General features: G+C 64.3%; 13 protein-coding genes and 1 tRNA gene. 4 read left to right on the forward strand and 10 right to left on the reverse strand.

Going from position 1 to position 12913, the window contains the following annotated elements:
• Together WBA11_RS06680 and WBA11_RS06685 are read left to right on the forward strand one after the other, a co-directional pair.
• Positions 1–1397: putative LPS assembly protein LptD (locus WBA11_RS06680; protein ID WP_424519926.1), on the forward strand; the 1397-nt coding region annotated here is incomplete at its 5' end.
• Between the two features lie 148 nt (positions 1398–1545).
• Positions 1546–1848 carry a BON domain-containing protein gene (locus WBA11_RS06685; protein ID WP_424519927.1) on the forward strand — a complete coding sequence of 101 codons (303 nt, stop codon included), beginning with the start codon at positions 1546–1548 and terminating at the stop codon, positions 1846–1848.
• A gap of 17 nt (positions 1849–1865) precedes the next feature.
• Here the strand turns inward: WBA11_RS06685 and WBA11_RS06690 are convergent, their stop codons facing one another.
• The 7 genes from WBA11_RS06690 to WBA11_RS06720 form a co-directional block, all read right to left on the reverse strand.
• A complete protein-coding gene (locus tag WBA11_RS06690; protein ID WP_424519928.1) occupies positions 1866–3083 on the reverse strand; it encodes a patatin-like phospholipase family protein in 1218 nt (405 codons plus the stop codon).
• Between the two features lie 69 nt (positions 3084–3152).
• A complete protein-coding gene (locus WBA11_RS06695) occupies positions 3153–3830 on the reverse strand; it encodes a phasin family protein (RefSeq protein WP_424519929.1) in 678 nt (225 codons plus the stop codon).
• Between the two features lie 37 nt (positions 3831–3867).
• Positions 3868–4323: a polyhydroxyalkanoate synthesis regulator DNA-binding domain-containing protein gene (locus tag WBA11_RS06700; protein WP_424519930.1), complete on the reverse strand. Its 456-nt coding sequence runs from the start codon at positions 4321–4323 to the stop codon at positions 3868–3870.
• A 162-nt stretch (positions 4324–4485) separates the two neighbouring features.
• The gene (locus tag WBA11_RS06705) at positions 4486–5304 is read right to left on the reverse strand and encodes a phosphatidate cytidylyltransferase (protein WP_424519931.1); all 819 of its coding nucleotides are present in this window, start codon (positions 5302–5304) and stop codon (positions 4486–4488) included.
• The gene (locus WBA11_RS06710; protein ID WP_424519932.1) at positions 5305–5709 is read right to left on the reverse strand and encodes a putative signal transducing protein; all 405 of its coding nucleotides are present in this window, start codon (positions 5707–5709) and stop codon (positions 5305–5307) included.
• On the reverse strand, positions 5706–6812 hold the full coding sequence (locus WBA11_RS06715; protein ID WP_424519933.1) for a type II CAAX prenyl endopeptidase Rce1 family protein: 1107 nt from the start codon (positions 6810–6812) through the stop codon (positions 5706–5708). The genes WBA11_RS06710 and WBA11_RS06715 overlap by 4 nt, the downstream gene beginning before the upstream one ends.
• A gap of 111 nt (positions 6813–6923) precedes the next feature.
• Positions 6924–8255, reverse strand: a complete 1332-nt coding sequence (locus tag WBA11_RS06720) for a DUF512 domain-containing protein (protein WP_424519934.1) — start codon at positions 8253–8255, stop codon at positions 6924–6926.
• A 230-nt stretch (positions 8256–8485) separates the two neighbouring features.
• Between WBA11_RS06720 and WBA11_RS06725 the strand changes: the two genes are divergently transcribed.
• Positions 8486–8559: transfer RNA gene (locus WBA11_RS06725), tRNA-Arg, on the forward strand.
• A gap of 167 nt (positions 8560–8726) precedes the next feature.
• Positions 8727–9854, forward strand: coding sequence for a DUF6236 family protein (locus WBA11_RS06730; protein ID WP_424519935.1), 1128 nt, complete (start codon positions 8727–8729; stop codon positions 9852–9854).
• 276 nt (positions 9855–10130) lie between these two features.
• Here the strand turns inward: WBA11_RS06730 and WBA11_RS06735 are convergent, their stop codons facing one another.
• From WBA11_RS06735 to WBA11_RS06745, 3 genes are all read right to left on the reverse strand, one after another.
• Positions 10131–11204, reverse strand: a complete 1074-nt coding sequence (locus tag WBA11_RS06735; protein WP_424519936.1) for a hypothetical protein — start codon at positions 11202–11204, stop codon at positions 10131–10133.
• Positions 11205–11731: 527 nt separating this feature from the next.
• A complete protein-coding gene (locus tag WBA11_RS06740; RefSeq protein ID WP_424519937.1) occupies positions 11732–12028 on the reverse strand; it encodes a helix-turn-helix domain-containing protein in 297 nt (98 codons plus the stop codon).
• A 94-nt stretch (positions 12029–12122) separates the two neighbouring features.
• Positions 12123–12913, reverse strand: a 791-nt coding sequence (locus WBA11_RS06745) for a hypothetical protein (protein ID WP_424519938.1), incomplete at its 5' end; no start/stop codon positions are given.

Here is a 12913-nt window from a genome sequence, read left to right on the forward strand (position 1 = left end):
GAGGACGAAGCGACAAGTGGTACGAGACGATCTCCCTCGAGTACTCGGCCAACGCCCAGAACGCGTTCGAGTACGCGCCCCTCGAGGACGAGACGGGCATCTCCGCCCTCGATGCGCTGTTCAGCCCATCGGCGTTTCAGCAAGGCGTCTGCCCGGCCGACGATCCGCTCTGCGACGCGACGCGCTTTGATTACAGCGTCACGCAGCGCGTCCCTATAAGCGCGCAGTTCAACATTCGACGGTTCAACCTCGCCGTGTCACCAAGCCTCTTGTACTCGGAAGGCTGGGCCGGCGAGCGGGCCGTGCGAGCCTTCGAGGGCGGGCGGATCGTCGAGACCAGCGACCCAGGATTCACAGCCGTCCGACGGCTCGCCGCGTCGCTCTCAGCCTCGACGGAGTTGTATGGGACGTTCCCCATTCGCGTCGGCGCCCTCGATGGTCTCAGGCACACGGTGAGCCCGAGGGTGTCGATGTCGTTCGAGCCGGACTACCGCCGGTTCGGATTCGTCCAAGAGGTTCAGGCCGACTCCCTAGGCGCGACTCAGAGGTACGCCATTACCCCCGTCCTCAACATTCCAATTCAACCCCAGGCCACGCTCGGACTCACAATCAACAATGCGTTCGTGGCCCGAACGGTCCGCACGGACTCCACAGGTGAGGAATCGAGGTCGACGCGACAGGTGTTCGCATTCACGGTAAGCAGCGGGTACAACTTCGTCGCAGACCGCGCTCCGATTTCTCCGGTCAACGCAAGCTTCAATACGGACCTGTTTGGGGTAAGCGCGAACGGGAACGCCCGATTCTCGGCTTATGCGCCCGACACCACGCTCACGCAGACTCCGCTCACCTACTTCGAGTCGACGGGCCGTCCCGTCCGGCTTACACAGTTCGGCATCCGACTTGGCCGCACGTTCCGGACGAGCCGACAGTCAGCGCCTCGTGACGAGCGCCCCGTCTTCGAGTCGCCAGCGTCCGGAGCGCAGTACGATCCCCGCGCTATCGAGGTCGCTCGAGCCCCGGTGGGGTACCTCGATTACTCCGCTCCATGGTCGGCCGCAGTAGGGGTCACGCTGAACCGTTCCGCGCTTGGAAACAGCGGGGATGCTGTTACCACCGCGACGCTCAGAGTGAGCCAGTTCAACGCGCGCCTGACACCCAACTGGTCGATCAGCGGAAGCTCCGGTCTCGACCTCACCGATTGGGAGATCACCCAGACCCGGCTGAGCCTGCGTCGCGACCTCCATTGCTGGGAGATGGCGATCAACTGGCAGCCCATCGGCCAGACCAAGTCGTTCTCGGTGTCGCTGTACGTCAAGAGCGGGCTGCTCCGCGACGTGCTCCGGCTCGACGTCCCGCGCTCGACGGTTCGGCCCTCGGTCTTCGGGTCGCAGTTTTAGACGCGGGTCAGATTGGAACGGCGGCGTGTCAAAACGCTCTCGGTCCCCCCGCGTGGAGAGCCGTCCTCGAGGACGAGGTCGTTGTCGAGGGTCCGTCCTCGATGTGGCATACGGCTTGCGAGAGGTTCGGTACCTCCCTACCGATCCCGTGTCCGCTACGTCTCAGATCCTCGGCTCTGGCCTTCCTCAGTCCGTCCGGGGGCTTGTGGAGAAGCGCCTGTCGCTACGCTCACGGACGACCGCCGATCGGTCCCTGGCGAAGCGTCTACGGGCAGGAGTTGAGAACGCCAGTGTTGGATCCGCTGGGATCGCGTTCTACGTCCACGACGGCGCGGTGTCGATGTACGGGTCCGTGGCCTCCGAGCAGGTCCGCGAAGACCTGATCGCGGTCGCATCCGCCCAGCCGGGGATCCGTCGCATCGTCGACCACCTCAGCGTGATCGACGCCTAGACGTCCTCGAGGGCGGGCTACCCGATGAGCTCGTCGAGGTCCGCCAGCGCCTTCCGTAACTCCGCTGCCGTCGAGGACGACGAGCTCGTAGGAGCCGAGTCCTGGATGCTCTCCCAAATGTCGAACGTTGGCCGGGCCAACACGTCCTGGCGCAGTCTGAGGCCGTGTCGCTCCAAGATCGGTCCGACCTCGAGGGCGCGGTCTCGTAGTTGGACCAGCGTGGATCGGTAGGCGTGCTCCACGACGTCCTTACGGGACGAGAACGAGAACACGTTGGTGAAGAACATCTGGTAGTCGTCCTTTCGCGGCTCGAACAGGACGAGATCGGCGTTTTCGTACCGCTCGCGATACGACGCCATGCCGGTCCCCATGCGGCTGTGGATCAACGTGCGAAACGTCTGGCTCATGACGCCGGGCATCCCTCGGTCCGTCAGCCGTCCTCGACGCATCGCGCCGTGAGCGACGGCTCGCGCGGTATCGACCGGCACGATCGGGTTGACGCACAAGACGAGGCCTGCGCCGTGGTCGAAGGCGACCGACGCGTGGACCGTCTTGTTCAAGACGCCATCGACATAGTGCCGACCGTCGATGTCGACCGGCGGGTACAGTCCTGGAAGAGCCGTCGACGCCTGGACCGCGACCGAGATCGGCACCGAGTCGCGGTCGTCACCTCCAAAGACGACCGTCTCGCTCGAGTCGAGGTCGGTCGCGACGACGTAGAGCTCGTTCTTGAGCTCCCGGAAGTCGTCTGTCCGTCCCTCCGCCTCGAAAACGGCGGCGAGGTATTCCTGGAGGGGTGCGTTGTCGAACAGGCCCACCGGCAAGGCCCGGCTCAGTTGCCCCACCAATTCTGACACGAACCCGTTCGATTCCTTGGGCTCGCGGAGGAACGAGCGGACGGCCTCGAGGACGAGTTGTGGCACTTGTATCCCGCGCCGGAAGTACTCGCCGAACGCCGGCGACAAAAACATCTCCGGCCGAAACGGGTGCTCGACGGGCTCTTCCCCGACGACGGATCGCACCATTTGCGAGGTCGTGATCCCGTTCGCCAGCGACGCGCCGACGAACGCTCCTGCAGATACGCCAACGGTTACGGGTACGTCGTTCAGGTCCAGTCCATCGAGAGCGTCGTCGAGGGCGCGCAGGACGCCGATCTCATAGATGGCCCCTTCAGGCCCGCCGCCGGCGAGAGCGAGACCAACGGATCCGGTTCGGTTGTGATCGGCGAGCTGCATGGTGGAGTCTAGACATGGGTCGGGCGGGCACGGAGACCGCGCCCGCCCGACGGCGGAATCAGGGACGGGCTAAGCGCGCTGCGCCTGGACACGCGCGAGCGAGGCCTCGGCGGCCTCGCGGCCCTGGACCTTGTCCACGACGATACCGCTCACGCGGACCTCGTACCATCCACCACCGACGGCCTCGAGGACGGGCGCCTCGAGGGCCGAGTCGACGGCGGCGGCGTCGGCCTCGAGGACGGGCGCGGCCTCCTCCTTGAGGCGTTCGACTCGAGCCGTCAGACGCTCGACGCTAGCGGTCAGCGACGCGATCTCGTTGCGGGTCGGGACACCGAGGCGCTTCATGACGGAAGCGACGGCCTCTTGGACTCGGTCCTCGGCTGACGTGACGGTCTCGACGACCGTATCGACGGCTCCGTTCTTGGCGTCCTCGACGGCGTCCTGAGCCTTGTCCGCCTGCTGAGAAAGTTGCTTCCGAGCCTCCATGATCCGCTCCCCTCCGATCCCAGGGAGGCTCACACCTTCGCCCTTCGAGACGAGGGTCTTGAACATCTTGGATCCCTCCTCGCCCGTTACAGCGAGAGCACCGAGCCCGGCGAGAAAAACGTTCTGGACGGCCTCACGTGCGTCACCTGCCGCGTCGGCGAGGTCGCGCTGAACAGACTCGGCCGTGGACTTGGCGGAATCGAGGGCGTCGGTTGCAGTCTTCTTGATCTCCTTCTGGAGGTTCTTGGTCGTGTTGGTCATTTTTCTGGTAGGGGATGTTGCGAGCGGTGTCGCGGTCTTAGTCGTTGTTGATGGGCTCGTCGAGGTCGGACAACGTGGACTCGAGGGCCTCGAGGCGAGCTCGCAGCCGGTCCATCTCCGTCCGGACCTCGCCGATACCGGCGTGAGGGCGAATCTTGTCGGCCGCGAGACGAGCGAGGTCGTCCACGTTGCGGCGGGCCTGGGTGATGCCGGCCTCGACGGCTCCTTCTCCAGCCTTGACGGCGCGCTCCCCGACTCGCAGCAAGTCGTGCAAGAAGCCAGAGGACAAGAGGCCGCTGCCGCTTCTCCCCTCGTCCGAGATGATCTGGGTGAGGATGGCGGCCGTGACGTCGTTGCCGGTCTTGTTCTCGATCACGTGCACCTCGTCGCCAGAGCGGACGAAGGTGGCGACTTCCTCGAGACTCACGTAGCGGCTCTCGGAGGTGTCGTAGAGCTTTCGGCTCCCGTAGCGTTTGATAAGGCGTGGCATCATGTCGGGGAAGGTCACGCACTATGACGCAATGCGGCAAACCAAGTTTCCGCAGTGCGGCATGATTGCTCAATCCTTCAAACAGATCGCAGCACTCGCACGACGCGCCAACCCTTGACTCGCCTCGTCCTCGAGGGCGTTGCAGAGGTGTGGACAGCTACGCAGCTAGAGAAGTCCCTTCGTGACTTCGAGGTAGACCGCCACGAGAGGCACCGCGATCACCATCGCGTCGATCCGGTCGAGGAGCCCGCCGTGCCCCGGTAGCCACGTCGCCGAGTCCTTGATCTTGACCGAGCGCTTAAAGTGACTCTCGGCTAGGTCCCCGAGTTGGCTAACTGCGCCGACGATGGCACCGACCACGGCCACGTCGAGCCACGACAACGCGTCCTCGAGGACGAAGACCTTGAATAGTGCCACGAACAGCACGCCTCCAATGAGACCTCCTACCGACCCCTCCCAGGTCTTCTTGGGCGAGACACGCTCGAAGAGTGGGCGGCTGCCGACCAGCCTCCCTGCCGTGTAGGCGAGGGTGTCCGCGGCGGACACTCCGAACAACACCGTCAGCGTTAGCCAGAACGCTCCGTCGTCGCCCATCCAATCGGCCGTGCTCGTCCTCAGAACGAGAATGCTGCTGGCGAGAGCCGCAGGGTACACCACGCCGAACACCGTCCCTGCGGCGTCGAAGAGGGGCGACTCCCGGCGGAGAAACAAGACCGTCAGCGGGATCAAGACGACTCCGACGACGAGAAGCGGGGCCGCGATGGGCAGCACCGGCCACAGCGTCGCGAGCAGTCCGACCAACAGTCCCACAGCGACCAGTGGCTTGGTCTCGCCGGCGGACAAGAGCCCGTACAGTTCGAACTGCGCTGCTGCGGCCACCGCGGCCATTAAGAGCGCGAACACCCACCCACCGACCCACAGCGCACCGACAACGATCGCGGCTCCGACGACACCGGTCAGAATCCGCTGCGCGAGGTTGGACACTTACTCCTCCTCGTCGGGGACGTCCAGGCTGATCTCTTCGATGCCCGAGTCGAGCCGCGCCTCGTCGTCAGGAGAGTAGGCGTCGGGAGCAGAGATGTCGGCCTCCATCGCAGCGGCCTCGAGTTCGGCATCCGACAACGGCGCCTCCGCCAGCAGCGCGCGCGCTTCCTCCTCTTGGCTCGGCTTCACCATCACGTGGACTGGAGCGAGATCTCCGACGTTCAGGTTGAACGCGTGGTCCCGCTGCGTCAACACAACGGCCGCAATGTCCGACTCTCCAAGCCGGTCGCGGACGAGATCGGCCTCGAAGTCCGTCGAGCATTCGAAGACGGAGATCCAGCCTTCGTAGGTCCGAGCAGACCGGTCCTCTGGGGTGTTCGACGGAGTCGTTCCGGGCTCTTTCATGACAGGGTGGGATGGGGTGTGGAGAGGGGAATGGCTCGGACGGGGTGGGCGTCGGGCGTGTCTCCAGCCACCGCCCGGCGGCGAGCGGCCAACACTCGAGAGACGCCGATGCACAGCACGAGACCGGCGACGCCAAGGTACCACGGCATGCCCATCGCCTCGATTAGCTCGAGGTCGAGGTCCGGGTCGTTTCGCGCGACACTCGTGGCGACCACGGCGAGTCCGTTGTTGAGCAGGTGGACCAGGAAGCCGGACCACAGACTTCCAGTCGCCCAGACCACGAAGCCGAGGTAGATGCCCAGCAGCGACAGTGGGATCGCCTGACTCAGCCGGAGGTGGTACAGGCCAAAAAAGATGCCGACCAAGACGATGCTCATGATCGTCCCCCAGCTCCGTTCAACTTGACGCTGGAGGTACCCCCGGAACAGGAGCTCCTCGCAAACGGACGGGGTCAGTGCGAGCGCGATAAACAAGAACCCTGTGCTGAGACTGTCGCCCATTAACAGCCCTTCAATCATGTCGATCTGCCCTTGCTCGAGGGACTCGAGCCATTCGGGGAGTGGGATCGAACCGTTGAGTTGTCCGGTCCAGATGACGGCCGGGTACAGACACGCCCACCCCAGAGCTGCGAGCCCCAGCGCCGAGGCATCAGCTCGCCGAATACGGAGGTACTCGCGGACGTCTGGCGTGTGGAGCCGGGCGACGACAAGAGCGAGGACTGCAAAGCCCAAGATCTGACCGACTGTGTTAGCGGTCATGAGCAGCTGACCGTTCTCCATCACCATCTCCATCACCGACCCCATGTCAGGCGGAGCCGTCTCGCCATTCCTTGCGAAGTCGATCGCGATGCCGATTCCGATCACGATGGGCGCGATCACAACCTGGAACAGCACGAAGGCGACGACGAAGACCAGCAACGCCGTCAGGATGGGCGTGAAGCCGTTTCGCTCGAACCAACCCGTCAGCCTCGAGGGCGTCGCCCACGGCCATGCGTCGACGATGGCGGATTCGTCTCCGGCGACGTCGATCCTACCGCCCTCGAGGTCGGATCCAGGCTCGGACGGAGGTCGCGTCGAGGTCAAGGGGCTTGTCGGGTCCGGCACGCTGTCAGGGTGGGCTCGTCCCTCAACGAAAGACCGCGTGTCGGGATTCAAAGGCACCTACCCGACCTCGAGGCACTGGACCAACGTCGGGTCTGCGACCTCGAGGCCGGCTTACGCCGGGACCAGATCGGCGAGGCGGTCCACCAGGCCCGACCAGTCGCCGTCGAAGACCACGACCTCGAGGCCGCCCAACGCTTGGCTCAAGTCCTCAGGGGTGCTTTGACCGGGCCGATTGTCCAGGAACAGCCCCTCGAAGTTGACGCAGTCGGGAGGCAACACGACCAAGTCCCCGAGCTCACCGGCCTCGGCGAGCGGCTTCAGGCGGGCGACGAAGCTCTTGAAGTTCAGCAAACCGCTCACGGTCACGACCTCGCCGAACAGCAGGTTCGAGCACGCGACGACGTGGGCCTCGAGGCCGGAGACGCCCTCGAGGGCGGGAACGACGCGGTCGCGCAAGAGCGGAGTCGTAAGCTCGCCGCTGACCAGGGTCACCTTTCGTGGCTCGGGGAGCGCGTCGGGAAAGTCCTCGGCCTGGAAGGCGAGCTCGTCGAGGAAGTCGCGGCTCATGCCGACACCGTTCTCCATCAGTGGGTAGCCGTCGTAGGACTCCTCGTCCGGGAACGGCAGACCGGCCATGAGATAGACCTCGTCCGAGAGGTAGACGAAGCCACGCCCGATGCGGTCGCGGAACCACTGCTGCCACCGCTCGACCTGGCGGGCGAGTTGGCGGGTCTCCGCGGGCGTCACCGACCGAAGCCCAGCGAGCTCCTTCCGGTGCGCCGTCAGCCCGACGGGCACGATGCTGACCGAGTACAGCTGCTCGTGCAGGTCGTACAGGTCGAGGATGGTCTTGGCGAGTTGTCCGCCGTCGTTGTAGCCCGGCACGAGCACGATCTGGGCGTGCAGCTCGATGTCGTTGTCTGCGAAGTAGCGCAGCTTCTCGGCCTGCCGGTCACGGAGGGTCCTGTGCCCCATCATCTCGGCACGGACATCGTCATCGGTGCAGTGGACCGAGACGTAGAGCGGGCTCAGGCGCTGCTCGACGATCCGCTCGAGGTCGCGGTCGCGGAGGTTCGTGACCGTGATGTAGTTGCCGTACAGGAACGACATCCGAAAGTCGCCGTCGCGGAAGTACAACGTGTCGCGCAACCCAACGGGGTTCTGGTCGACGAAGCAAAAGATGCAATCGTCGCCACACGTCTTGATCCTGAACTCCTCGAAGTCGGCTCCGAGCGGCGCGTCGGGCTCCTTTTCGACGGTGTGCTCGACCAAGCTCCCGCCCTGCCGCACCTTCAAAGACAGCACGTCTTCGGTCGACTTGAACCGGAAGTCGAGCTCGTCCTCGACGGGCTCCCCGTTGACGGCCAAGATCTGGTCGCCGGGCGCCCAGCCGAGGGACTGGGCGATCGAGTCCTCGGCGACGGCGGAGATTCGAACGGGCATGAGATCGTAGCGTCGGCTCTTAAGAACGGGATCGGACGGTGAAGGCGTCTGGATCGGTCGGTGAAGGGTTCGGTGGTTCCAAGCCGTCCTCGAGGACGGCCGGGCGGCTTTTGCCCGCACTGCAACCGTCGTCCTCGAGGGCGAGACTGGCGACGATGCCCGGCGTTCACGGCCTCTTTGGCCAACCGGCGTTGCCCGCGAGGGCGCGGTCCGTATCTTCGAGCTACGCCGCGCCCGTAGCTCAGTTGGATAGAGCGTTGGTTTCCGGTACCAAAGGTCAGAGGTTCGAATCCTCTCGGGCGTACACACGAATCAAGGCAAGCCCCCTAGTCCTAAGGACTTAGGGGGCTATCTGGTTTACGGTGGGAAGGGTTACGGGAAGGATTTTCGATCGTAGCTATGCGACCTATTACACCGCGTGGAGCACCTAGTGAGGTTCCCAAGCTGGTCGAAACAAGGCACGTACTCGCAGTGCCCACCATCGTTTGGGCCTTCGGGCCGGAGGACTCGTTTGAGATGTCATTGACGTCGAACATGATTTCAGCTGAGACGCTCCGATTCCTCTCACTGTACTGGGACGTCATAGATCTCCCCAAGGGCATGACGGCTGAGGTTGTCGAAAGCGTACACGCCAACTCCTATGACCCTTCTACGTCATTCGACCCAGCGCACCACCCAGACTTAGTGGAGCTAAGGGATAGGGGCCACCTGGTATCGACGCCATTTGCCAATCCCGACCCGGTCGCGGCATACGCTAGGCACACGTACAACCAGGTCAGAGGCACTCCCAATCCATACGGGAAGAAATACCGCTACCACATATCCCATACCAATACAGCCACGGGTCCGTGGCTGTCTGAGGCTTTGGCGGAAATAGAATATCCCTCAAACGCCAAAATGAAGAGATACCTGAGGTCGATCGGTGTTGAACCAGGTATGCACACAGCGACACTGGCCGGTCACCTAGCACCTTCCTTGTACGCAGGTATACACCAAACTCTCAAACGTATCCGAAACCAGCCGGAGTGGGATGTTTGTTATCTCGATCAGGGGTTGGCAGGTCCGTTCGAGTCCTTGGGAGGAAGCCTCAAATCACCAGACTCCGATCCAAAACCCGAGAGGTTAGCAGTCGAACTGCTAGAAGGCATACCGGTGCCTTTGTCGTCGGTACCCATGGATCAGGTTCTCGATTTCAAAGCAAGACGGAGAGACAATCTCCATGCACTCAGAGGACATATAGACGAGCTGTGCGAGTCAGTTGCTCGATCGGGATCTCCTCTCAGGAGCCTAAACAATGAAACAAAGCGTTTAGCTCGGGAGGTGAATGACCTCACTCGACTCATGCAAGAGTCGAGGATTCCCAGATTTATGGAATCGGTCGCTAAGGAGATCGAGACTCCCGGCTACGAAGTCTTTGGCTCTGGGATGGGTACGGCAGCTCTGTTAGGAGTTACAGATCCTGCCACCCTGATCGCTTGGGGGGGTGTTTCATTCATGGCAGGCTTAGTACACAGGTCGGTGAAGGCAGTGTCTGAGGCTGGATCTCACCTGAACCACGGCCGCTACATAGTTCAAGCCCGGACGGAGCTAACCACTTGATTGGATCGATCGTGATCGGCTCGTCGACATGGTCCGACCGTACTACCATCGTACCACCACCGTACTACCGTCCGGTGGATTGATCTTCGGGAGATATCGTCTCGCTCCTGTCCACTCTCGGTACACTCTCGGTCTACGCCCCCCCCTTTCAGTATCGATACCTGACCACCCCACGCACCTCTCGCTTTCGAACTAGAACCCCATTTTTGGGGAGTAGCACGACGTGCTACAAGAGACGTCGCTAGCAAGCCGGCAGCGGTGACTGGGCGGGCTAAATCAGGACAGGTCGCGGAGCCGGGCAGTGAACGTGTCCAGCCGTGCTTCCAGCCGGCCTCGCTGCTGAGCGTCCGGGCCCGCGTGGTAGGATCGCACGCACGCTTCGATCTCGGGATACAGCCGGTATGCCTTGCTCCCTGCCCAGCGGCGGGCCCAGTCTTTCAGCGTGTCGAGCTCCCCGTTGGCCTCCGTGCAGAGCACTGAAAGACCGAACCGTTCCAGCACAGCACGAGCAAGGCGAGTCCCCAGGGGCCAGCCCTCGGCCTCTCGAATCGCTTCGGCGTAGCGTTCGGAGCGGTCAAACAACTCGCGTTGGAGGGCCGGACGGCGGAGGCCCCCGAACGTCTCCGCGACAGCTGGCCGCGTCGATTCAAGGACCGTTCGGAGCGTGGCGAACGGGCCGTGAACGGCGACGGAGGCAAGGGCCCGAGATCTCGCGTTCCCTTGGGCTTCCCGTTCAACCCGAATCACCCCTGAGAAGGCCCGTTGTGTCTCCCGGCTGAGCGTCCGCGCGAAGTCTCGGGACCGAGCCGACGCGAGTTCTGTCCCCTTGTCGTAGGCCCGAAGCTTCTCCCCTCCTGAGCGTGTCCACCGGAGCGACGTTGACGGCCTCCACCCGTTCTCTTTCATCGGCCAGGCCGGGTGCGTTCGGAGCGTGCGCAGTGCGGCAAAGTCGTCATTTAGGTTGTCTAGCCCGACGGGGACGTTCACGAAAGCATCGGCCCGTGTCACGTCGGCGTCGAGGATCGCTTCGGTCGTCACGTCAAGGAAGCCGGAACAGGAGAGGGCAGCGGCGGCCAGCTCGACCGTGTCCAGAGTGACGCCCCGCCCGTACTCGTTTCCAAGGCAGCGGGCGGAAGCGTCGATAAGGACGCTCCCAGCCAGCCGGCAGAAACGGAGCCGTCCGAACCCGAACCCGAGGAAGTCAGATCCTCCCAGCGTCAGCGAATCTTGGGGGCGCTGGGCGTTCGGCCGGTAGTCCTGACGGGTCTCCGGGTGTGAGGCTAAGGCGGCGACATCTAGCCGGGTCGCTTCGGCCGGAAGCCGGAGCCTAAGGGAGTCCAGGCGGATCACCGACCCGCCCGCTTCCGCTGGCGACGGACGCGGGCGAGGTCGTAGACGCCCGGACCAGCGATCGAGAACCCGTAGCGTCGGCCGCCGGGCCTGTCGTCAAATTCCGCGCCGTGGAGGTCTTCCCGGGACTGGGCCCGATCCCCGTACAGGCTCCCGAGAATGTCGGGCGGCCGATCCCCCGGCCTCGCCAACGTGAGGTAGCGGTCGGAGTCCCGATGCGAGCGACGAAGCCGTACGGTGGGGCAGATCGTGAGGGCGAGGCCATGGGCTCGAACGAGCCGGGACCCGGAGCAGGTGTAGAGGCCCGAGAGGTTGGGCGGGGTCAGGCGAGCGTATCGTGTGGACATGGTTCAGCCCCTTCGGGAGCGATCAGTGAGAACAGGCTTAGTGTCTTGCGTCCCCGCGATCTCGGATCGCCCCCGGCCCGGCGTCTTGCAGGACGTCCGGGGTATTCTCGAAGGGGCAGTGCGTGCCCGCCACCGAACAGGCGGTCGGTCTCGGACGGGGCGGGCGGCCTCCGTCTCGGGCTAGGCGGCGGCCGTCGGGCTCGCTACGGCATGGCGTTCCAGGACCGCTTCGATATCGGCCAGCCGGTAGAACACGGACTGTCCGACCTTGCTGTACGGCAGGGTCCCGTCCGCCCGGTAGCGGGCCAGCGTCGCTTTGCTCAGCCCGAGATACTCCTGAGCCTCACGGTTCGTCAGGAACGCTTTCGGCGGGTGGTCCCTGGTCGGCTTCCCAAGACAGGACACAGCCCGTTGAACGGCGGCCTCCACGGTTTCAGTCAGTTGACCCTTGGACGTGACGATAACGACGGACTCCATGAACACGGGGGGTTGGATGCATTCGCAAAGGAACCGGCCGAGACCGGCCCGAGAGAGGACACGTGCGCCCAAGTTCTCCGGCCACCTGTCCGCTCTACTCGTACCGCTGTACCCAATCCTGCCAGGCCCGGACCAGTCGGACGGCTAACTCCTGGACCGCCTCCGCTTCGGAGGGTCCCAACCGTGCCGGCTTCCAGTACCCATGCCGCTTCAAATACCGGCGGACTGCCTCCCCCTGCACACTGGCCCGCTCTGTATCGTCCAAGGTCTCGTCCGACGCGAATCGTTCGGCGCCCCACTCGCACAAAGCCCCGATCCGTTCGACGGGCTTGTTTTGGAAGGCGAGTTTGCCACGTCGCCATGCTGGGTCTCGGAACAGTTGCCTCCCTAGTTCAACAGCGTGGTCCCCCCGGAGGCGCCGGCCCCACATCGGCACGGCGTCTCCGTACGCGGCGGCTCTCAGCACTGTCTTGCAGGCCCTCGCCCGCGCGTGCAGTTCGAAAGCCAGCCGGAGATCCGGGGCCCGGTTCTCCAACGCGGCGGCGACGGCCTCGACCTGCGTCTTCCAGATGTCGGCGGGCAGGGTTGGGGGGCGTACCCCTTCCTCTATCCCTAGGGCCCCCAGCCTCGCCCGTAAGGCATCGGGGCCAGCCCCCTCCCTGACGACTCCCCATAGTCCTCTGAGAGCCGGCAGGATCGATGTATCACAAGATGGCCCGCCGGCCCGTTCAGAGTCGATGGCCTCCGCAACCAGGACGGCGAATGCGAGCCGGGCCCGCCCCGTCTCTACGGCAGCCCGCTCCGCCCGGTGGTCTAGCTGGCTCCCGATCTCATCACGTAGGGCCCGGAGGGAGGCGGCGGCGGCCGGCCGGACCCTCCCCGTTC

It is taken from the genome of Rubrivirga sp. (assembly GCF_049648075.1).
In the GTDB taxonomy this organism is placed as follows: domain Bacteria; phylum Bacteroidota; class Rhodothermia; order Rhodothermales; family Rubricoccaceae; genus Rubrivirga.